This window comes from Acinetobacter sp. ANC 5054 (assembly GCF_002135295.1).
Taxonomy (GTDB): domain Bacteria; phylum Pseudomonadota; class Gammaproteobacteria; order Pseudomonadales; family Moraxellaceae; genus Acinetobacter.
Genome location: NZ_NEGG01000001.1, coordinates 48,568 through 69,380 on the forward strand (window position 1 = coordinate 48,568; position 20,813 = coordinate 69,380).

The following is a 20,813-nucleotide window of genomic DNA, read 5'->3' on the forward strand; positions in this document are numbered from 1 at the left end:
TTTATGGTGTATCAAACCACTCGATTTTAAAGTAAAAAGGCTACTTCTTATTAAAACTAAGTTCCATTCACATATCGTACACGTGAATTTTTAAACGACGAAAAAAAGCCACCAATACGGTGGCTTTTTTATATGCCCTTGTCTATCAAATTGCAGTTGAATTAGTTCAACATATTGGTTTTACATCCAATCGTAGTACATTCGCGTAAGCGCTCACGGAGCCAATTATTTCGATCTTGAGTCGTTGTCAAACGGCATTGCACATCAATACCTGTATCCGTTGTACACTGCGCATCACGTTCACGAATCCATGCCAATTGAGATGTTTTCAGAATTTTTTTCTGATTTTCAGATAATTTTCCACGTAAAGTTTGATAATTCTTATTGAGTTCTGTGTCTGCGCTAGCATATAGCTTATTGGTACAGTACACATCATCATAGACATTTCTGGCTTGTTCACAATTATCCGCAAATGCCGCACCACTTATCCACATACAACCCAAAATGATCACCATTTTTTTCATATTGCTCTCCTTGCTTATTCTTGTTTGCAATAACTTCAAATCTAATTCACGAGGCTGTCTTAGCATTCTAAATAAATCCACGATGCAGAATATTGAAAATTGTTAACCACATTTAAATATGCTGCTAACACTGAATTGTGCAACACATTAATACAGGCATACCTAAGACAAATTTTATAAACCATTCCATGACCTTCATTCGCTTTCCAGACACAATATAAGGTCTAAAACTTTTTATCGTATATGCGGAGTTGCATAGTGCAAGTGCAAGTGCAAGTGCAAGTGCACCGTGTATAAAATGACTACAGTGTTACAGCTGCAAATCAGACTAAACTGAATTTATTTCGTGAGGAATTTACCCATGAAATTAAGCCAAAATTGTTTTAGTTTTAAATTTGGAATGTTATCCATACTCAGCGGCTTCGTATTGGCTAGCTGCACAACAACGCCAACAAGCTCAACATATGAACGTGAGCGCTATTTAACATCTTTTATTGGTAAATCGAGCCAAACCATTCAGTCTCAACTCAATTTAAGCCAATTAGGCTATCAGAATATCAGTGCTGGAAAACTATCACCAGATCGTTTGACATATCGCGTGGCACGCCCAATCAGCATTCCGATACCTATGGCTGATAATCCTGCAATGGGTCTAGGTAGCGGTGCTGCTGTACCCATTCCAAGCAGTAGCAATCGCTATGACATAGACCTGAACTGTGTGATTGAGTTTCGTTTGAAAAATAATATTGCCACGGATGTCCGTTTAACCGGTCGCACTTGCTAATCGTTTGCAACGCTTAAATTCATTTGCCCAGCATATTTTATGCATAAAAAAACGCAGCTAAATTGCTGCGTTTTTTTCTTTTATTTGAACTTAGTTCAATGCAGTCACAACGGCTTGACCCATTTCAACTGTACCAACTTTTGTACTGCCTTCAGACATAATGTCGCCAGTACGTAGGCCTTGATCCAAAACATTGCTTACAGCATCTTCAATGGCTTTAGCGGCTGCTTCTTCACGGAAGGTATAACGTAGCATCATTGCCACAGAAAGGATGGTGGCTAATGGGTTAGCAATATTTTGACCTGCGATATCTGGCGCTGAACCATGGCATGGTTCGTACATACCTTTGCCGTTTTCGTCTAAAGATGCTGAAGGCAACATACCGATAGAACCCGTCAACATCGCTGCTTCATCAGACAAGATGTCGCCAAACAAGTTGCCCGTTACGATCACGTCAAACTGTTTCGGTGCACGTACCAACTGCATTGCTGCATTGTCGACATACATGTGAGATAAGTTGATATTTGGGTACTGCTCTTCTTTCAACGCAGTTACGGTTTGTTTCCAAAGTTCCGTTACTTCAAGTACGTTCGCTTTATCAACTGAACATACTTTACCACCACGTAAGCTCGCCATTTCAAAAGCAACTTTGGCAATACGTTTAATTTCAGACTCTGCATATACGTCAGTGTTAAAACCTTGTTTTTCACCATTTTCAAGTTCACGAATACCACGTGGCTGACCGAAGTAGATACCACCTGTCAATTCACGAACAATCAGAATATCTAAACCAGAAACAATTTCAGGTTTTAAGCTAGAAGCATCTGCAAGTTGTGGATATAGAATCGCTGGACGCAAGTTAGCAAATAAATTTAATTCTGAACGGATTTTTAAAAGACCACGCTCTGGACGGATTGAACGCTCAATCGTATCCCATTTCGGACCGCCAACCGCACCCAATAAAATTGCATCCGCTTTTTTCGCTTGTGCTGCAGTTACGTCTGGATATGGTGAACCGTGTGCATCAATCGCTGCACCCCCCAACAAACCTTGTTCCCAAGTCAAACCTAAGTTGAATTTTTCGTTTACACGTGTCAGCACTTGTTCTGCTGCTTTCACGATTTCAGGGCCAATACCATCACCTGGTAAAATCAAAATATGTTTTGACATGAGTCTTTCCATTTATACGCTGGTTCATTACCAGTCAGATTTAAAGTTTTTTTTCTACAAACTCACCAAGTCCAGTTAAGACATTGTATGGTCGGCAGAAACGTCGAATGGTTTTTTCGCCTTGTTTTAAGTCAACGCAAAGCGGATCTGGTGCTGACTTATCGAGTAAGCTACCTTGCTGCTTAGAACGATCGCGAAACATTTTAAATGAGTATTCTTGCTTTGACTTAAAGTTATGTATCACATGTAGGCGTTCGGATTTACCCGTTGAAATTGGGTAAAAGCGAATCACCACTTCATGCTGCCCAGAAGGTACAGACAAATACACGGGATTAGGCTCTGAAAGTGATTGCCCATTTAAACGAACAATCCCTGCTTTAATGGCGGCACGTTGAACTTTATGATGTTCGGCATCAATAATCATTAATTGATCCAAACGCTCAAACTCACAATGTGCTGGCCCTGCACAAAAAATTAACGCATTTTTTTTGGTACTTTCAGTTTCTTTCACATTTTTAATGCGTTTCGTGTCCATGGTTTGACACGCAGTCAGTGATGCAAGCATCACTCCTGTTACAACCAGCTGACCGAAGAACTTACCCATTTTTCGAACCCAACCTGATAATTACTGGCGAACGTATAAATATTGTTTTGCCTGATATTAACAAGACTTAAGCAGAGTTACTACCAAGAAGTTCTTCGGTAAAACTGACTTAAGCTTTAATCTCAGCAAATACCCAAGGGCGAGTAGCTTTGGTTTTTTCTTCATAAGCACGAATGTCATCCGCTGCTTGTAAAGTTAAACCAATATCATCCAAACCATTTAACAAGCAGTGCTTACGGAATGGATCCACTTCAAATTTAAAGGCTTCACCCGATGGCGTACGTACTTCTTGTGCATCCAAATCGATGGTTAATTGATAACCTTCAGATGCAGCACATTCTTTAAATAACTGATCCACAATCTCTTCAGACAAGATCACTGGCAACATGCCATTTTTAAAGCTGTTGTTAAAGAAAATATCCGCATAGCTTGGCGCAATCACGGTACGGAAACCATATTCTTCCAAAGCCCATGGCGCATGCTCTCGGCTTGAACCACAACCAAAGTTAGCACGAGAGATTAATACGGTCGCACCTTGATAACGAGGTTGGTTCAACGCAAAATCTGGATTTTTAGGGCGCTTAGAAATATCTTGCCCTAAATAACCTTCGTCTAAATAACGAAGTTCATCAAATAAGTTATCGCCAAAACCTGTACGTTTGATTGATTTCAAAAACTGTTTTGGAATAATTAAATCTGTATCGACATTGGCACGGTCTAAAGGTGCAACGATACCTTGTTCAACGGTATATTTTTTCATGTTTATTTCTCACTGAATCCGTGACCTCTCCCTAACCCTCTCCTTATAGGAGAGGGAACTCCTTCTCCCTGTGGGAGAAGGCTGGGATGAGGGCTTAAACTAGAACGTACGTACGTCAACAAAGTGACCAGCAATCGCTGCTGCTGCTGCCATTGCTGGACTGACCAAATGCGTGCGACCACCATTACCTTGACGACCTTCAAAGTTACGGTTTGATGTCGATGCACAGTGTTCACCCGGTTGCAATTTATCAGCATTCATTGCCAAACACATTGAGCAACCTGGCTCACGCCATTCAAAACCAGCTTCGATTAAAATTTTGTCTAAGCCTTCCGCTTCTGCTTGTGCTTTGACTAAGCCTGAACCCGGTACGACCATCGCTTGTTTAATACTCGAAGCGACTTTTTTACCTTTGGCAATTTCAGCAGCTGCACGAATATCTTCAATACGCGAGTTGGTACATGAACCAATAAATACGCGGTCTAACTGAATGTCTGCCAAAGCCTGACCTGCCGTTAAGCCCATATAGTTATAGGCACGCGTCCAATCGTTACGCTGTACGTCATCTTTGGCTTGTTCTAAAGTCGGCACCGCTTGAGTTACTGGAATCACCATTTCAGGCGATGTACCCCAAGACACTTGTGGCTCAATTTCTTCACCTTGCAACACCACAACCGTATCGAAATGTGCATCTTCATCAGAATGCAAAGTGTTCCAATACGCCACGGCTTGATACCATTGCTCGCCTTTCGGTGCATAAGGACGGTCTTTTACGTATTCAATGGTTTTGTCATCGACAGCGACCATACCGACACGAGCACCGCCTTCGATTGCCATATTACACACCGTCATACGGCCTTCAATCGACATATCGCGGAACACTTGACCACCGAATTCAATCGCATGACCTGTACCACCAGCCGTACCGATTTTACCGATAATCGCTAAAACCACGTCTTTCGATGTCACGCCTTGACCCAATTTGCCGTCAACGCGCACCAACATGTTTTTCATTTTCTTTTGAATTAAGCACTGAGTTGCCAATACATGTTCAACTTCTGAGGTACCAATACCATGTGCCAAGCAACCAAATGCACCATGCGTCGCCGTATGCGAGTCACCACACACTACGGTCATACCCGGTAAAGTTAAACCTTGTTCAGGTCCAACTACATGGGCAATCCCTTGGCGTACATCATTAATGTCAAACTGAGCAACATTAAATGCCTTACAGTTGTCATCTAAAGTTTGTACTTGGATGCGTGAAGTGTCATCTTCAATACCTGCAATCCCTTCAGAACGTTCTTTTTTCGAAGTCGGCACGTTATGGTCAGGCGTTGCAACGTTGGCACTTAAACGCCAAGGTTTACGACCCGCAAGCTGTAAACCTTCAAAGGCTTGTGGTGAAGTCACTTCATGTAATAAATGACGGTCGATATACAATAATGAAGAGCCATCATCTCGTTGTTTTACTAGATGGTCATCCCACAATTTGTCATACAATGTTTTTGCTTTTTGGGTTTCGCCTGCCATGTCGATATGCTCCACTGGACTGGGTAAATTCTTTCGTTAAATCGATTATAACCACGTATTCACATAAATCTAATTTATCATTTTTATTAGTTTAAAAACTTATAGGAATGATATTTTCCTGTATATGCGTACAAAACTTTAGCGTCTCCTACGATGCTGAAAATAAAGCCAAAGCCTTGCTGAAACAATATTTCAGCACAGAAATTCAGTTTAATTTATCGACTGTTCAGCTCTATTTTATGGCTTTATTTGCAAATTCTATGATCATGAGTTAAATTTCCTCTTTTACAATGCAAATAAGAATCATTATTATTAAATTAAGCCAAAACGCATAGCATTTTCAAGGAGCATTTTCATGGCACATATTAATAAATTCGTTGCAAACAATCGGCGTATGTTCAAAAAAACCTTAAGCTATTACATCATGCACATCACAGTCGCCATGTTGGTTGGCTATTTTGTGACTGGCAGTATTGCGATGGCAATTACGTTGAGTTTGTTAGAGCCAACGGTGCAAGCATTCGCCTTCTTCTTCCATGAAAAAGCTTGGGAAAAGAAAGATAAAACAGATCAGGAAAAAGTCACCGCTTAATTTTGCTTTTTTGCTCCTTGTGTTAAAGCCACCATTTCGGTGGCTTTATGATTTAAATGACTCAATACTTTGGATACCCAAATTAAACCCTGCCATTCGACTAGCAAGCAAATGTATTTCACGATAAAGCTGTCCGTACAATTTTACGGATTTTCATCTATTTCTGTTCTGTGGTGACCACATCACAACTATGTACCAATTGCTCAATCGCAAGAATCAACTGATTTTTCGCTGCATTACATTCTGCAGCTGCTCGGTTTTCATCATTTTCATCATCTGCAAGTTCGTACACGGCGCAGCGTTTTTCCACTGTACCTTCAAAAATATCGAGTAAATTTTTTATATGTTTAATATCCATGTTCTTCTCCTTCAAGGGAAATGCATCAATCTTTGATCTCATTTCCCACTATTTGCCCCATACATTGAATCAAGTTCATTCCTAATTCAAAACCTATAAGCCTCATCCTTCGCCTTTAAAAGATGACTTATTTTTCAATTCAATCCATTGAAGTTTTTATGATCATAAAATAGTGCTTTTGCTCCCGCAATCATGCGCTGACGAATGTTATATATGCCTTGCACTAGCTCAATAAAAATCATCTATTGAATATTATGCACATTGATCAACCGCCCTGACTCAGCAACTTTGTAACAGCTCATTTAGTACAATGATCAAATACGCTTTTACTTAATGAAAGTCTGAAATTAACCATTTTTTCTGAAAAGCAGCAATGATTATTCCCCTGCATTTTTAAACAAATAATCGTCAAGCTGTCATGCTGAGCTGCTTTTAATAGATCCATTCCCTCAAAAGCACTGCTTAGCGACTTAGACCAAGACAAATAGATCGCAGGCACAATGAACTTTTTAAGCTTTAGGCTGTATGAATGCTCAGTTTTAAATCAAAAGATACAACTTTTCCTTTGATTTATTCTTAAAATATTATAACAATGAGGATAAGCATAAAAATTCTTTATAGGAATGATGATGAATCTTGCAGCCTTTGAAGCCTTTATCAAAGTTATGGAAACGGGTTCGATCTCTTTGGCAGCAGATCAGCTCTTCATTACCCAACCTGCAGTTACAAAACGTATTCATAGTCTGGAAGAATACTTTGGCGTGAAGCTGTTTGAATCTGCTGGACGCGGTGTGCAAGCGACGCATGCAGCAAATTCATTACTCCCTAAAGTCAAAAGTTGGCTGAATGAACTGGGTGATATCCATCATACCCTGAGCCACGAACAAGGTCAGGTTCAAGGCAAATTGAAAATTGGCACCAGTCACCATATTGGCTTGCATCATTTGTCACAGCATTTACGCAACTACGTACAGCAATATCCTGACGTGACATTAGATGTGCATTTTGTCGACTCTGAGCAAGCGCATGAGCAAGTCTTGGCAGGTGATCTTGAACTGGCTTTTTTAACCTTGCCACCTCAAGGCGATAGCCGTTTAAAGTATGTCACGATGTGGAATGATCCATTGGTCTTTGTGGTTGCGCCATTTCATCCTTTGGCACAAATGGAACATCTGACCTTAGAAGATCTGATTCAGTACCCAAGTTTGTTGCCTGCTGCCCAGACCTATACCAGTCAAATTACTTTGGCTGAGTTTGAAAAGCATGGATTAAAGCCAAAAGTGACCATGAGCAATAACTCACTCGAATCGATTCGTATGCTGGTTTCCATTGGTTTAGGTTGGTCTGTGCTACCCAAGACATTGTTAAATCAAGATTTAAAACAATTGGCCTTGGATTCTAATATGAATCGCCAATTGGGGATTGTTTGGCATCCAGGCCGTACACAGTCTCGTGCAGCGCAAAAACTGGTTGAATTGATGAAAAATATTTAAGATTTATATGATTTAAATTAAAAGCCACCGCTTAGGTGGCTTTTTTAATATGACAGCGAAAATGCAATTTATTTCGTCACCGAATCTTCATGCAAGGATTCATTCAGTTGATCGACAATGATCGCCCATTCTCCATCAGACTTTATTTTTTCTGCTAAAAATTGACGCTGTGCATCAGTCCAATAATCTGCTTCGGTAATTTTAGTATGGGCACTCAGTTGATGTGTGACTATAAACAAAGCTATCGCTTCTTCATTCGCATCCAATCCCAATTGTTCAAATAGATGGGTCATACGTGGACGTACGCTCATTATCCCTCTCCTGCCAAATGATTATTTTTACATTATAAAATGGTGTTGATTAAGGATATAACACGGAACCTAAATGCACTCAATTAAAGAAGTTTAAAAGGGTGAAAATGGAATAAACGGCAGACTCATCATGATAACCACAACCAATTGAATAAACAGTACCAACAACGGTACGCTTAAACTCACGCCACCCACTTCCGCAAAGACTTTTTTACTATATTTTGGATTGTGTATATAGGCTTTGGTTTTTTGCACTGCAAACTGGCTATACAGACGCTTCCCTATAAACACTAAAATAAGATTGGAAATACAAGATAATCCAATCAAAACCTGCGTAGGAACGCCAACAATTTCACACAGCAGCCCAATCACGCCACCAATCACTAAAAATAGAAAAAAGTAGCTATACATTTTACGATACAGCAACCAAAGCGGACCAAAGATCAGACCTGCCCAACTCAATTGGGCAAATGTAGAATTTTGATTTTTACCCTCTATATGGTCTAGATAAGACTGAGCACGTGGCCCAACAAATATTTTTAATAAATCTTTGAAATTGCTTTCTGTTTGCATATACAAGTAATTCAATCCATTTTAATCTGCCCAAGTATATAAAAGCATGTATAAAAAAAGCATCCGAAGATGCTTTTTATTTGTGAGTCTCATTTTCTACGACTTAATTAAGCTTGAATGGACCAATCTTGAATCGCCCACCCTTGCGCTTTGGCTAAGATTTCAAGTCGATCATCTGGATTCACCGCAATGGCATGATCAGCATATTCCAATAAGAAACGGTCATTGATCGAATCTGAATACGCCCAAGACTCCGTCACATCACGCCCTTCTAGCCATTGATTGAGACGAACTAATTTACCTTTTTGATAACACGGTGTGTTGATCACTTTACCTGTGTATTTACCCTCGACCACTTCAGCATTGGTCGCAATAATCTCTGTAATGCCAAATTCACGAAAGATCGGTGCGGTAATAAAGTCTGACGTTGCGGTAATCCCGACCAATTCATGACCTGCTTCTTTATGGCGTTGAATGGCAGCAAAACCTTCAGGACGCATCTGCGCACGAATCACTTTTTTCATAAACAACTGATGTAGCTCAGTTAAGTATGCATTGTCATGCTGCGTTAAAAACTCAAATACAAATTCGTTATACGCAATCGGATCGAGCTGGCCTTTTTTGTAATCATCATAAAATTTATCATTCATAGCACGATGTAGAATGGGGTCAACCAAGCCTTCATTGACCAAAAACTCCCCCCAAGAATGGTCTGAGTCGGTATTTAGTAAGGTGTGATCAAGGTCAAACAGTGCCAATTTCATGAAAATACTCGTAAAAGCTGAAATTTAAGAAAAAAATTGTAAATCTATCTCCGCTAGTCGATAGAAATTCGTTAAGATCATAACAATTTTAACATTTTTACACTTTGCTTTTTCGAGATGGACACAGAAATAAACGTCCCCGAATGCAAAGTCATAAATTACACAATATTTAGGTAGCCAAATGATCGATTCAGAAGGTTTCCGACCCAACGTCGGGATCATTTTGGCAAACGACATTGGACAAGTTTTATGGGCAAAGCGCATTGGTCACAATGCCTGGCAATTTCCACAAGGCGGTATCCAGCATGGAGAAACCCCCGAACAGGCACTTTACCGTGAGCTGAGAGAAGAAGTTGGCTTACTGCCCGAACACGTCCAGGTGATAGCACAAACCCAAGGGTGGTTGCGCTATCGTTTGCCACATCGGTATATACGTACGGATTCAGACCCAGTATGTATTGGTCAAAAACAGAAGTGGTTTTTACTCAAATTGACCGCTTCAGCACAGCATATTCAGTTGGATTTATCTGATCCACCTGAGTTTGATCAATGGCAATGGGTCAGCTACTGGTATCCATTGGGTCAAGTGGTCAATTTTAAACGCGATGTATACCGCAAAGCGATGGTAGAGCTGTGCAATCAGCTGCCACAAAAACCGTAAAAATTTGCAGATCATATGCAGATTTTTGGGATGAGTGTTGTTATAAATAAAGCAGAATAATTTTAGGAGCAGACACGATGTCGAACATGCAGCTGGATACCTTAAGACGCATAGTCCAAGAGATTAATGCGTCGGTCAGTTTGCATGAATCTTTAGACATTATGGTCAATCAAGTAGCTGAAGCCATGCATGTCGATGTCTGTTCCATTTACCTGCTAGATGAACGTAATCAACGTTATTTGCTCATGGCATCTAAGGGCTTAAATCCTGAAGCTGTTGGACATGTTTCACTACATACCAGTGAAGGCCTGATTGGTTTAGTCGGCCAACGTGAGGAAATTGTTAACCTCGACAATGCACCTAAGCATGAACGTTTCTTGTATTTACCAGAAACAGGCGAGGAAATTTATAACTCGTTCCTTGGCGTTCCAGTCATGTACCGCCGTAAAGTCATGGGTGTGTTAGTGGTTCAAAACCAAGAGCCACAAGATTTTAGTGAAGCAGCTGAGTCCTTTCTTGTCACCTTATGTGCTCAACTGTCAGGGGTGATTGCCCATGCTCATGCAGTAGGTAATATCGAAGTTTTTCGTAAACCGAATAATCTACCTGCTTATAAAACCTTTCAGGGCGTCTCAGGTTCAGGAGGCATCGCACTCGGCCGAGCAGTCATTCTCTATCCTCCTGCCGATTTAGCCTCTGTGCCCGACCGTGAAACCGACGATATCAGTGAAGAACTCGAACTGCTCGACAATGCGATTGATTCTGTACGTCAAGAGATTCAATCGCTCGATGACAAAATGCAAGATGCGCTCATGGCAGAAGAACGTGCACTGTTTAGCGTGTTCTTACGCATGTTGGATGAAAATGCCTTGCCAGCAGAAATTAAAAGTGAAATCCGCGATGGGAATTGGGCACAAGGTGCCGTGCGTATTGTCATTGATAAGCACATTGCCCTATTTGCCCAAATGGAAGATGACTATTTACGCGAGCGCGTGTCTGACCTAAAAGATCTAGGTCGTCGAATTTTGGCTTTTTTACAAGAAGCCGATGCTAGCCACCGTGAAATTACCGATGAAAGTATTCTAATTGGCGATGAAATTTCAACCGCAGCTTTGGTTGAATTGCCAGTCGATAAAATTGCGGCAATTGTCACCACTGAAGGTGCCATGAACTCCCATATGGTGATTGTAGCGCGTGCCCTCGGCATTCCAACTGTAGTCGGCGTCACTGAACTTCCAATCAATACCCTTGATGATGTTGAAATGATTGTGGATGCACATCAAGGCCGTGTATTCATCAATCCACCACGTCGCTTGCGTACTCGCTATAAAGAAATTCAAAAAGAAGAAGAACAGATTGCTAAAGATTTAAAGCAATATGAAACTAAAGATGCGATTACGCCTGATGGTGTCGCGGTTAAACTATATGTGAATACAGGCCTCATGATTGATGTCGTACGTGGTGTACAACGTGGTGCCAAAGGTGTCGGGCTCTATCGTTCTGAAATTCCGTTTATGCTACGTGACCGCTTCCCCGGCGAAGAAGAACAACGCGCCATTTACCGTCAACAGCTCAGCCACTTTGCCAATAAGCCTGTGGTGATGCGTACTCTTGATATTGGTGCAGATAAAGACTTGCCATACTTCTCGATTGAAGAGGAAAACTCTGCTCTGGGTTGGCGTGGTATTCGCTTTACACTCGATCACCCTGAAATTTTTTCTTCACAAATCCGTGCCATGCTTAAAGCAAGCATTGGACTGAATAATTTGCATATTTTACTGCCGATGGTCACCAGCGTCAGTGAAGTTGAAGAAGCTTTATATTTACTTGATCGTGACTGGCAAGCGGTACAAGAAGAAGAACAAGTAAAAATTACCAAACCAAAAATTGGCATCATGGTGGAAGTACCGAGTGTACTGCTTCAAATTGAGGAATTTTCTGAACTGGTGGATTTCTTCTCAGTCGGTTCCAACGATTTAACTCAATATTTATTGGCCGTTGACCGAAATAATCCACGTGTGGCAAATGTCTATTCACATTCACACCCTGCGGTGCTGCGTGCCCTCACCCGTTTAGTACACGAATGTCATAAATATGAAAAGCCTATTAGTATTTGTGGAGAAATGGCAGGTGATCCATTAACTGCAATTTTATTGATGGCAATGGGCTTTAATACCCTCTCCATGAGTTCAAGCAATATTTTGAAAGTTCGTAAGGCAATTTGTCATGTACCTATGCCAGATGCGAAAGAATTGTTAGATCGTGCACTCAGTATGAATAATCCGCTGATGGTGAAAAGTATGATGGAGTATTACTTTAAGACCCATGGTCTAGGTGATATGGTGAAATCAGCAACGCGAATTGTTAGCTAAAGCGAAAAAAGATGGGCAAATAAAAAGGGAGATAATCATTTAAGTATCTCCCTTTTTTGTGCTTGCTGTAGCCACGTTTTGCATCTTTTTTTCGATCTACAAAAGTTTGGCTTTTGTTAAAATCGTTCATGTGTTTTGCCACAAAGTTGCGAACTTCAACTTCAGGCAGGGCTTTTTTCTTCGCCATTTCGCTGCTCTCTTTTCAGTTTCAACATCAGGTTGATGTCACGCATATATTGGACTTTTTTGCATAAATTACAAGCATTATGATTAAAATACTGATCAATATAAATTGATCAAATATTCTGAATTCTTACTCATTCCTGTCTAGATACTTAAATCTAAGCATTGCAGAATAAACTTTGCTCTCCAATTTCAAAACATGTTCAAAAATCTTTCTCTAAAACCGCATGCAGCGGGCTGAATCACCCGCTGTTCAAAGCGCTGCTAGGCAACATTGGTACCGCTTATACTTCATCTAACCATAGGCTAAGAATGGGATACCACACTGAAATGAATAAAATGCTAGCCAAAACCTTATTAAATACAGCCATGCGGGTGGTGTTGGTGAGCCATTTTTGTGACATTTGACCGAGCCACGCCCAAACACACAAGCAAGGAAAAGCAATCAGCATAAAAAGTAAGGTCAAGATCATGAGCATACGACTGTATTGTACCGTCTGCGCCAAATACACGGTCATTACCGCAATCGCCATCAGCCATGATTTCGGATTAATCAGTTGCATTAAAAAACCTGCCCCAAAGCCATGCTTCTGCTGTACCTGCGAATGTATGTTCGCCAGATCGGGACGGTCATGAAAAATTTTCCAAGCTAAAATCGTGAGCCAAAGGCCGCCAGCCACACTCAATATTAACTGAAGTGTTGGACTATGGCTGATGCTTTGCCCCAAACCCAGTCCGACTAGCAATACCAGCAATGCCGCACCTACGCTTGCACCTGCAATCAGTGCAAAAGATTTATGTATGCCAAATTGCTGACTGGTACTCAGAATTAAAAAATTGGTGGGCCCAGGGGTAATTGAAGCCACAAAAGCAAAGGCGCAAAATGCCAAAATTGTTTCCACTATGATTTCCAAATATATAGCTGCGGGAGCAACTCTATTTTGAAAATCTTAGTATTAAGAAGATAGAACGTTTGTGCAGGCAGCTTGGTATTGTCGCAAAGTTAGGCCATAGCATCGCTTAAACCAACGGCCTAAATGGCTTTGGTCTGCAAAGCACAAACTATTGGCGACAGTCGTCGCTGGAACGCCCGCCTTCAATAAGCCTTTTGCCCGATCTAAACGTAATCGAATCAGATACTGATGTGGGGCGCAGTTAAACGACTGTTTAAACATACGATTAATAAAAAAACGATCTACCCCAACAAGCTGAGCCAATGTGTTCAAATCTAAATCCGTGTACAAATTTTCATGCAGAATTTCTTTGATTTTGAGGGCAATATCAGGCAAAGCTCGGATTGCATTTTCACGGGCTAACCATAAGTTTTGTTGCGCTAACCGTTCCAACAGCAAATCTAAATAACTGTCTTTCATTAACTGCGGTTCTTGATCGCTCATCGCACGGTAGGAAGCATCGACCAATTGCGCGACCTGAGGGTCTGAGCTCAGTGTCGATGCGACTTCTAATTCAAAAGGCTGAGTGAATAATCCCTGATATTTATGTTTGAGCCAGTCTTGCTCAATATGCAGCATTTTATAAGTGAAACCCAGTGGTTCAGGCGCATAGCCATCATGCACTTCTTCAGGCTCAAGCATAAAGACTTGCCCCTGATGGCTATTCACCAATTTTCTGCGGCAGTGGAATTGCTGATTGCCTAATTCAGTCACACCAATTAAGTAACTGGAATGAAAATGAGGCTCATAAGCAAAACCCTTAAAATGGGCATGTACCAGTTCGATTCCAGTATCGGCATCACGCTGTATATTGACCCAATTTCCCATGCCTGCTACAACCTTATCCAGAGTGTCATTGTAAATTCATTTACCATGATTGCCTGACACATCCCTTGAGTCAAGCTTGCTGGCAACATGATTTAATACTGTATTTCACTCCCTAGCGTGGCAAAGCCCGCTCCAACAATCGCTCAACATCCACCTGTTTGGCTTCCACCATACCGACCACACGACCATGAAAAGCACTGTAGCGCGTTTGAATAAAAGCATCTGCTACATAGTCAGGCGCATAACGCTTGAGTAAAACGGCTTGCGCCAAAATGGTTAAACGACTGACCAAACTGCGTCCCATAAATTGCAATTCATCTGGCGATTGCTGGAATAATGTAAATAGGTTTTGTAATTCATTTTTCAGGGTTTCATCGTCCAGTGCCGTCGATGCCAAGTCTTTGAACAACATTTCAATAGATTCAGGATCACGACCAATGGCACGCAGCACATCCAAACACATAACATTGCCTGAACCTTCCCAAATGGTATTCACAGGTGCTTCTTTAAAGATACGCGCCATGATGCCTGTATCGACATAGCCATTACCACCAAACACTTCCATCGCTTCACCTGTTAGCTCTACCGCGCGCTTACAGATCCAAAACTTGGATGCAGGCGTCATGATGCGTTTCCATGCCAGAGATAGTGCATCATCATTTTCATAGCACTGTGCCAAATGAAAACTGAGCTGCGTCGCGGCTTCGGTTTCTAAAGCCAAATCTGCCAATACGGCTTGCATGAGCGGCTGTTCAGCTAGATGTTTACCAAAAGCTTTGCGCTGACGCGTATAAGCAATACATTGCACCAAAGCCTGACGCAGCATGGCGCTCGAACCCACTGAACAGGTCAGACGGGTGTAATTCGCCATTTCAATAATGGTTGGAATACCCCGCCCCGCCTCACCAATCATGATGCCCCATGCATCCTTGAATTCCACTTCGGAACTAGAATTGCTACGGTTGCCAACTTTGTCCTTGAGGCGCTGCACTTGAATATTGTTCTTGCTGCCATCTTCCAGCCAGCGCGGTACAAAGAAACAGGCCAAGCCATCCTGCTCGGTTTTTGCCACCACCAAATGCGCATCACACATCGGTGCAGAGAAAAACCATTTATGCCCTGTGAGCAAATAGGCTTTGCCTCGACCTGCTTCTGCGACTGGAACAGCCACAGTTTCATTGGCACGGACATCTGAGCCCCCCTGCTTTTCAGTCATGCCCATGCCGAGCCAAATCGATTTTTTCTGTGCAATCTGCACATCGCGTTCATCGTATTCGGTCGATAATAATTTCTCGCCAATTTTCGCCCAAAGTTCAGGTTCACGTTGAATCAGCGGAATACTACCCAAGGTCATCGAGTTTGGACATAAATTGCCGCACTCTACCTGACCAGCCAGATAGAAACGTGCTGCCCAATCCACCCATTTTGAGCTAGAGGTTTCATGATTAAACGGATAGGCATGGGTATCAAACTGGCGGTTTAAGCCCATCCATTTATGCCATGCAGGATGAAACTCAATAAAATCTTTACGGCGTCCACGTGCATCAAAGGCATGCAAAATTGGCGTGTGCTTATTGGCTAGATCGGCATATTCATAATATTCAGCCGAACCTGCGGCTTGACCCATCGCAGATAATTCTGCCTGATCCTGACTGCCACAGCGCGTAAGAATTTCGTTCAATGCCTTGTCTGTTTCAAACAGGTTGTAATCTTGCTTTTCATCAAATTGGTTGCTGATTTGATGGGTCATCCATGTATTTTTTGCTGTATTCATGGTCTATATTTCCTGCTTGTTCTTATGCCTATTTCACTTCAGTATAGTGAAAAAATAGCCGCGGGATGTTCGGCTTTAGTGAGTCACTGATTTATGAAAAATCCTGAGATACAGGTACGGCGCAAACCGCGTCAATCACGTGCCAAAGTCACGCAGGAAGCGCTACAGGAAAGTTTTGTTCGGCTTCTGCATGAACAGTCAGCGGATAAAATTACCATTCGGCAAATTACAGATGTGGCTGGCGTGGGCCTGGGCACTTTTTATGAATATTTTTCCAAGAAGGAAGATTTGATTGCGCTGACCATCCATGTGCATGTGAAACAGCATGCCGAGCAGATGAAAACTTATGCACAATCACTCATCAAGTTATCCACAGATTTAGATGTTCAGAGCTATTTACAGCAAATCATTCACTTTCAAATTGAGCAGGTTCAGCAGCAACAATTTCTATGGGCACAAACTTTTTTACTGGAACGGCAGATTTCCAGTATTGATATTTACCGTAAAAGCTATGCCATGATGGTGCAGATGTGGCGAGATATTTTAGAACCATTTATTCAAGATGAAGTACGTCTTAAATCTACGGCTTTAAATTTGCAAAGAGTCTGTTATGGCTTTATTTCGCAGACTTTGTTGATTGAGCCTGAGTTTGGTGAATGGCGTGATTTAGAGTGCGATATGATTCATATGTTGCGCGATTAATACATCACAGAAAAGTCGGCTCACTCTTTAAATGCGTTTTGATTGGTAAAATAGATCAATGTTATGTACAAAAAAACCGACCCTTAAACCGGTTTTTTTGTTTTAGATATTTAGAAAGTTAATTTTTTACGGCAGAAAAAGGGCATTCATCAATATTGCTCATCCTGCAATAAAAACGCTTTAAAAGTTACATTTTATTGCCCAATTGCTTGTCTCATTTACAGGCATTTTCAATGCTGCCGTGTTTTAAACTTTTTAAAAACTCAGCTGTATATTTCGGGCTATGGCGTAATGCATCACGATGATCACCATTGGGGATTGCATGATAAACCGCTGGTAATTTTTGTTTGCACACTTGCTGATAATAGCTTTGCGTACCGCGATAATCGACCAAATGGTCTGCGGAACCCTGAACAAACATTAACGGTACGGTTGGTGTCATATATTCAATCGACTGCCGTTTTAAGTAGGCCAATAACGGCTTTAAATCCGCATCTTTTTTAAAGACTGGCTGAGGGGCTTGTTTTAGCTCTGCCTGTAGTTCCGACAAACAGCGTTTACGTGCCTGATTTAATAAAGACTGCATGTCTGGACTGACCAATTTATCTACATCGATCGATGGATCCGCTGCGGCTGCGCCCAACAACACGATTGGGAAAAATGCCGCCACACTGGTATCTGGATTAGGATTGGCCTGTACATATTCAGCAATGCCTTCATATTGATAGCCACCCGGTGCCAAGGCGATTGCAGCTTTAAGATTCAATTCAGGCGCATCTTTTTGCCCCTGAGCCGCAACCGCAATAGCAGCACCACCACCTTGACTATGCCCCATCACAATCCAGTCTTTACTAAATTGCTTCGGCTTCCAAAAATGCAGTGCTCGTACAGAATCCACCACATTATGAACTTGACTAGCTGCATTCATATAAGGATGCATACCCGGTGTCCCAAGTCCTTGATAATCTGTAGCAACCACTGCATAACCACGCGCCAACCAACTATCGAGTGCACCATCTATGACTTCTTGTAAACTATGCGCTGGCCCACCTACATAATCACCTGACGGTGCACAAGTATCGGCCACACCAGTCGTGCCATGTGCCCACGCCAATACGGGCCAGCCTTGTTTAGGCGCCTGTCCTTTAGGTAGCAGAATATAGCCAGACGTGACAATGGGTTCACCATTAACCCCTCGGCTACGATAAGTGACTAAATAGCGTTGCCCAGCATGTTGATATGATGTCGGAACCGATTCACGCTGTAGTGACAATACTGAACCTGGCAGCAATGCTGCAATATTGTTTTGAGTTTGAGAAATATCAGCGTTAGACATTATTTTATCTGCGGCATACAATTCAGTTGCATTTAAGCCAAAAATTGAGCCAGCAATGACTAAGGCGCTGGAGAACCTTGATAAATATTTTCTTTGATTCAACATAATAAACCTCTGAAATTTCATTCAAGTTACAGGTTGTTTATCCAAAAAAATAACAAGCTTAGGATCACTATTTAATTAATTCTTGTCTCACAGCTACATCTCGATTTTTACAAAATAGGGATGGTGCTTTCAATCTTCTGCTCAATTAAGCTTTTTTTCAACTACGCTCACTCCTGATCTAGGGTTTTTATACAAAGCCCAACACAGCAAATCAAATCGTTTTTTGTATTCCGTAAAAGTTAAAAATAACAGCACCAACTTGCATGAGCCGATAAAAATTTATTTACAATTTTTAAAATGGTGCGATCCACTTACCAACATTTCATCACCTGTATCTTCAGCTGATTTAAGCTTTAAATAATGTCTTTAATGTTGAAAAACTCTGCAATAATGACAGCACAAAAATGTTTTTCATTAACTGGAATCAGCTAAAAAATGGATATAAAGACTAAAATCCATAATAAAAATATGGGTTTAATTTGTACTCTCTTACATGTCATAGCAACATATTGGTATCTAACTCACTGATAAAACATTGAAACAATATATAAAAAACAAATATTTTAAATTCAACAACTTGATTCATCGATTTAACCATTTATTCAAAACTATATTTCCATTTGTCAAAATCCAAAGAAAGCTTTAGAGTCAATAAGTGAATGAAGATTTCTAAGCTTTTAACGACTACAGTTTTATGACTTTTCTTCAATTTATTGCTGCTTTAAAAATTTTAGAACGAGAGAAAAACTGTTCTCACATTGTCACTTTAAAATGAATTAACAAAACGGTTAATGTCATGTGGTGTTGAGCGTGTTATCAATTTGAAGGTTATAGCTCCCAACTTTAATACATGATCATAATAATGGAGATTAACAATGAGCGACGACACTAAAAAATGTCCTGTCACCCACCTCACTACCGATGCTGGTGCCCCTGTCGTAGACAACCAGAACAGTATGACGGCAGGTGCTCGCGGTCCCTTACTTGCACAAGATTTATGGCTAAACGAAAAACTCGGTAACTTTGTACGTGAAGTCATTCCAGAGCGCCGTATGCATGCAAAAGGCTCAGGTGCTTTTGGTACATTTACGGTGACCAATGACATTAGCCAATATACCTACGCTAAAATCTTCTCTGAAGTCGGTAAAAAAACTGAAATGTTTGCCCGTTTCTCGACAGTTGCTGGTGAACGTGGTGCAGCCGATGCAGAACGTGATATCCGTGGTTTTGCCCTAAAATTCTACACGGAAGAAGGTAACTGGGATTTAGTCGGAAATAACACCCCTGTGTTCTTCTTACGTGATGCACGTAAATTTGCTGACTTAAACAAAGCAGTGAAACGTGATCCTAAAACCAATAAACGTAGTGCAACCAATAACTGGGATTTCTGGACATTACTGCCAGAAGCACTGCATCAAGTGACTATTGTCATGTCTGACCGTGGTATTCCAGATGGTTATCGCCATATGCACGGTTTTGGTAGCCATACCTTTAGTTTCATCAATGCCAACAGTGAACGTTTCTGGGTGAAATTCCATATGCGTACACAGCAAGGTATTAAGAACTTGACCGATGCTGAAGCGGAAACACTCATTTCTAAAGATCGTGAAAGCTCACAAACCGATTTGTTTGATGCAATTGAACGTGGTGATTTCCCGAAATGGAAAATGTACGTTCAAATCATGCCTGAATTAGATGCGGAAAAAGTGCCGTATCATCCATTTGACTTAACCAAAGTTTGGCCTAAAGGTGATTACCCACTGATTGAAGTCGGTGAATTTGAGCTAAATAAAAATGCCGAAAACTATTTCCAAGATGTAGAACAAGCGGCATTTGCACCAAGTAACTTGGTTCCAGGGATTAGCTTCTCGCCTGACCGTATGTTGCAAGCACGTTTATTTAACTATGCCGATGCTGCACGTTACCGTGTGGGTGTGAACCATTATCAAATTCCAGTCAATGCACCACGTTGCCCTGTTCATTCAAACCGTCGTGATGGTCAAGGTCGTATGGATGGTAACTACGGCAGCTTGCCACACTATGAACCGAATAGTTTTGGTCAGTGGCAAGAGCAACCTCAGTATAAAGAACCGCCTTTAAAAATTACGGGTGGCGCAGATTTCTGGGATTATCGTGAAGATGACAGCGACTATTTCACTCAACCACGTGCCTTGTTTAACTTAATGAATGATGAGCAAAAACAAGCCTTGTTTAACAACACGGCTGGCGCTATGGGTGATGCACTCGACTTCATTAAATACCGTCATATCCGTAACTGTTATTCTTGTGACCCTGCTTATGGCGAAGGTGTTGCAAAAGCACTCGGTTTAACCGTTGCGGATGCACAAGCGGCACGTGCAACTGATCCTGCTCAAGGTAATCCTGGCTTGCTTTAAGTTTTATCTTTGAATGAAAAAACCACCTTTTGAGGTG

General features: G+C 41.3%; 21 protein-coding genes. 7 read left to right on the top strand and 14 right to left on the bottom strand.

Annotation, left to right across the window (positions count from 1 at the left end):
- Positions 1-161: 161 nt before the first annotated feature.
- The gene (locus tag B9T33_RS00280; protein WP_086176975.1) at positions 162-524 is read right to left on the bottom strand and encodes a lysozyme inhibitor LprI family protein; all 363 of its coding nucleotides are present in this window, start codon (positions 522-524) and stop codon (positions 162-164) included.
- Between the two features lie 361 nt (positions 525-885).
- On the opposite strand from B9T33_RS00280, the gene B9T33_RS00285 reads away from it, so the two are divergent.
- The gene (locus tag B9T33_RS00285; RefSeq protein ID WP_416202571.1) at positions 886-1,308 is read left to right on the top strand and encodes a hypothetical protein; all 423 of its coding nucleotides are present in this window, start codon (positions 886-888) and stop codon (positions 1,306-1,308) included.
- A gap of 90 nt (positions 1,309-1,398) precedes the next feature.
- On the opposite strand, the gene leuB is transcribed toward B9T33_RS00285, so the two are convergent.
- The 4 genes from leuB to leuC form a co-directional block, all read right to left on the bottom strand.
- A complete protein-coding gene (gene leuB, locus B9T33_RS00290; protein ID WP_086176976.1) occupies positions 1,399-2,478 on the bottom strand; it encodes a 3-isopropylmalate dehydrogenase in 1,080 nt (359 codons plus the stop codon).
- A gap of 40 nt (positions 2,479-2,518) precedes the next feature.
- Positions 2,519-3,082, bottom strand: coding sequence for a hypothetical protein (locus B9T33_RS00295; protein ID WP_086176977.1), 564 nt, complete (start codon positions 3,080-3,082; stop codon positions 2,519-2,521).
- A gap of 109 nt (positions 3,083-3,191) precedes the next feature.
- Positions 3,192-3,842, bottom strand: a complete 651-nt coding sequence (gene leuD, locus B9T33_RS00300) for a 3-isopropylmalate dehydratase small subunit (protein ID WP_086176978.1) — start codon at positions 3,840-3,842, stop codon at positions 3,192-3,194.
- Positions 3,843-3,941: 99 nt separating this feature from the next.
- On the bottom strand, positions 3,942-5,375 hold the full coding sequence (leuC, locus tag B9T33_RS00305; RefSeq protein WP_086176979.1) for a 3-isopropylmalate dehydratase large subunit: 1,434 nt from the start codon (positions 5,373-5,375) through the stop codon (positions 3,942-3,944).
- 355 nt (positions 5,376-5,730) lie between these two features.
- Between leuC and B9T33_RS00310 the strand changes: the two genes are divergently transcribed.
- On the top strand, positions 5,731-5,967 hold the full coding sequence (locus B9T33_RS00310) for a DUF2061 domain-containing protein (protein WP_086176980.1): 237 nt from the start codon (positions 5,731-5,733) through the stop codon (positions 5,965-5,967).
- A gap of 157 nt (positions 5,968-6,124) precedes the next feature.
- Here the strand turns inward: B9T33_RS00310 and B9T33_RS00315 are convergent, their stop codons facing one another.
- The gene (locus B9T33_RS00315) at positions 6,125-6,325 is read right to left on the bottom strand and encodes a hypothetical protein (protein WP_086176981.1); all 201 of its coding nucleotides are present in this window, start codon (positions 6,323-6,325) and stop codon (positions 6,125-6,127) included.
- Between the two features lie 629 nt (positions 6,326-6,954).
- On the opposite strand from B9T33_RS00315, the gene B9T33_RS00320 reads away from it, so the two are divergent.
- A complete protein-coding gene (locus B9T33_RS00320) occupies positions 6,955-7,818 on the top strand; it encodes a LysR family transcriptional regulator (RefSeq protein ID WP_086176982.1) in 864 nt (287 codons plus the stop codon).
- A gap of 68 nt (positions 7,819-7,886) precedes the next feature.
- On the opposite strand, the gene B9T33_RS00325 is transcribed toward B9T33_RS00320, so the two are convergent.
- The 3 genes from B9T33_RS00325 to B9T33_RS00335 form a co-directional block, all read right to left on the bottom strand.
- Entirely contained in the window at positions 7,887-8,132 is a 246-nt protein-coding gene (locus B9T33_RS00325) for a DUF2789 family protein (RefSeq protein ID WP_213033185.1), read from the bottom strand.
- 90 nt (positions 8,133-8,222) lie between these two features.
- Positions 8,223-8,702 carry a DUF2628 domain-containing protein gene (locus B9T33_RS00330; protein WP_086176984.1) on the bottom strand — a complete coding sequence of 160 codons (480 nt, stop codon included), beginning with the start codon at positions 8,700-8,702 and terminating at the stop codon, positions 8,223-8,225.
- Between the two features lie 107 nt (positions 8,703-8,809).
- Positions 8,810-9,466, bottom strand: coding sequence for an HAD family hydrolase (locus tag B9T33_RS00335; RefSeq protein ID WP_086176985.1), 657 nt, complete (start codon positions 9,464-9,466; stop codon positions 8,810-8,812).
- Between the two features lie 181 nt (positions 9,467-9,647).
- Here B9T33_RS00335 and B9T33_RS00340 point away from each other — a divergent pair, with 181 nt between their 5' ends.
- Together B9T33_RS00340 and ptsP are read left to right on the top strand one after the other, a co-directional pair.
- Complete coding sequence (locus tag B9T33_RS00340; protein ID WP_078189729.1) at positions 9,648-10,127, top strand: RNA pyrophosphohydrolase; 480 nt, start codon at positions 9,648-9,650, stop codon at positions 10,125-10,127.
- A gap of 77 nt (positions 10,128-10,204) precedes the next feature.
- The gene (gene ptsP, locus B9T33_RS00345) at positions 10,205-12,499 is read left to right on the top strand and encodes a phosphoenolpyruvate--protein phosphotransferase (protein WP_086176986.1); all 2,295 of its coding nucleotides are present in this window, start codon (positions 10,205-10,207) and stop codon (positions 12,497-12,499) included.
- Here the strand turns inward: ptsP and B9T33_RS00350 are convergent.
- From B9T33_RS00350 to B9T33_RS00365, 4 genes are all read right to left on the bottom strand, one after another.
- The gene (locus tag B9T33_RS00350; RefSeq protein WP_086176987.1) at positions 12,492-12,686 is read right to left on the bottom strand and encodes a hypothetical protein; all 195 of its coding nucleotides are present in this window, start codon (positions 12,684-12,686) and stop codon (positions 12,492-12,494) included. The genes ptsP and B9T33_RS00350 overlap by 8 nt on opposite strands.
- Before the next feature lie 280 nt (positions 12,687-12,966).
- Entirely contained in the window at positions 12,967-13,584 is a 618-nt protein-coding gene (locus B9T33_RS00355) for a LysE family translocator (protein ID WP_086176988.1), read from the bottom strand.
- Between the two features lie 54 nt (positions 13,585-13,638).
- The gene (locus B9T33_RS00360; RefSeq protein ID WP_086176989.1) at positions 13,639-14,463 is read right to left on the bottom strand and encodes an AraC family transcriptional regulator; all 825 of its coding nucleotides are present in this window, start codon (positions 14,461-14,463) and stop codon (positions 13,639-13,641) included.
- Positions 14,464-14,575: 112 nt separating this feature from the next.
- Complete coding sequence (locus B9T33_RS00365; RefSeq protein ID WP_086176990.1) at positions 14,576-16,237, bottom strand: acyl-CoA dehydrogenase family protein; 1,662 nt, start codon at positions 16,235-16,237, stop codon at positions 14,576-14,578.
- Positions 16,238-16,330: 93 nt separating this feature from the next.
- Here B9T33_RS00365 and B9T33_RS00370 point away from each other — a divergent pair, with 93 nt between their 5' ends.
- Positions 16,331-16,939 (top strand): TetR/AcrR family transcriptional regulator, encoded by a 609-nt coding sequence (locus tag B9T33_RS00370; protein ID WP_086176991.1) that lies wholly within the window; start codon positions 16,331-16,333, stop codon positions 16,937-16,939.
- A gap of 214 nt (positions 16,940-17,153) precedes the next feature.
- On the opposite strand, the gene B9T33_RS00375 is transcribed toward B9T33_RS00370, so the two are convergent.
- Positions 17,154-18,380, bottom strand: coding sequence for an alpha/beta hydrolase family protein (locus tag B9T33_RS00375; protein ID WP_322853475.1), 1,227 nt, complete (start codon positions 18,378-18,380; stop codon positions 17,154-17,156).
- 875 nt (positions 18,381-19,255) lie between these two features.
- Here B9T33_RS00375 and B9T33_RS00380 point away from each other — a divergent pair.
- Entirely contained in the window at positions 19,256-20,776 is a 1,521-nt protein-coding gene (locus B9T33_RS00380; protein ID WP_086176992.1) for a catalase, read from the top strand.
- Positions 20,777-20,813: the final 37 nt, after the last annotated feature.

Bases quoted from the DNA above. Each gene is read 5' to 3' on its own strand.
- B9T33_RS00280 (WP_086176975.1), bottom strand. From the start codon at position 524: ATGAAAAAAATGGTGATCATTTTGGGTTGTATGTGGATAAGTGGTGCG.
- B9T33_RS00285 (WP_416202571.1), top strand. From the start codon at position 886: ATGAAATTAAGCCAAAATTGTTTTAGTTTTAAATTTGGAATGTTATCC.
- leuB (WP_086176976.1), bottom strand. From the start codon at position 2,478: ATGTCAAAACATATTTTGATTTTACCAGGTGATGGTATTGGCCCTGAA.
- B9T33_RS00295 (WP_086176977.1), bottom strand. From the start codon at position 3,082: ATGGGTAAGTTCTTCGGTCAGCTGGTTGTAACAGGAGTGATGCTTGCA.
- leuD (WP_086176978.1), bottom strand. From the start codon at position 3,842: ATGAAAAAATATACCGTTGAACAAGGTATCGTTGCACCTTTAGACCGT.
- leuC (WP_086176979.1), bottom strand. From the start codon at position 5,375: ATGGCAGGCGAAACCCAAAAAGCAAAAACATTGTATGACAAATTGTGG.
- B9T33_RS00310 (WP_086176980.1), top strand. From the start codon at position 5,731: ATGGCACATATTAATAAATTCGTTGCAAACAATCGGCGTATGTTCAAA.
- B9T33_RS00315 (WP_086176981.1), bottom strand. From the start codon at position 6,325: ATGGATATTAAACATATAAAAAATTTACTCGATATTTTTGAAGGTACA.
- B9T33_RS00320 (WP_086176982.1), top strand. From the start codon at position 6,955: ATGAATCTTGCAGCCTTTGAAGCCTTTATCAAAGTTATGGAAACGGGT.
- B9T33_RS00330 (WP_086176984.1), bottom strand. From the start codon at position 8,702: ATGCAAACAGAAAGCAATTTCAAAGATTTATTAAAAATATTTGTTGGG.
- B9T33_RS00335 (WP_086176985.1), bottom strand. From the start codon at position 9,466: ATGAAATTGGCACTGTTTGACCTTGATCACACCTTACTAAATACCGAC.
- B9T33_RS00340 (WP_078189729.1), top strand. From the start codon at position 9,648: ATGATCGATTCAGAAGGTTTCCGACCCAACGTCGGGATCATTTTGGCA.
- ptsP (WP_086176986.1), top strand. From the start codon at position 10,205: ATGTCGAACATGCAGCTGGATACCTTAAGACGCATAGTCCAAGAGATT.
- B9T33_RS00350 (WP_086176987.1), bottom strand. From the start codon at position 12,686: ATGGCGAAGAAAAAAGCCCTGCCTGAAGTTGAAGTTCGCAACTTTGTG.
- B9T33_RS00360 (WP_086176989.1), bottom strand. From the start codon at position 14,463: ATGGGAAATTGGGTCAATATACAGCGTGATGCCGATACTGGAATCGAA.
- B9T33_RS00365 (WP_086176990.1), bottom strand. From the start codon at position 16,237: ATGAATACAGCAAAAAATACATGGATGACCCATCAAATCAGCAACCAA.
- B9T33_RS00370 (WP_086176991.1), top strand. From the start codon at position 16,331: ATGAAAAATCCTGAGATACAGGTACGGCGCAAACCGCGTCAATCACGT.
- B9T33_RS00375 (WP_322853475.1), bottom strand. From the start codon at position 18,380: ATGTTGAATCAAAGAAAATATTTATCAAGGTTCTCCAGCGCCTTAGTC.
- B9T33_RS00380 (WP_086176992.1), top strand. From the start codon at position 19,256: ATGAGCGACGACACTAAAAAATGTCCTGTCACCCACCTCACTACCGAT.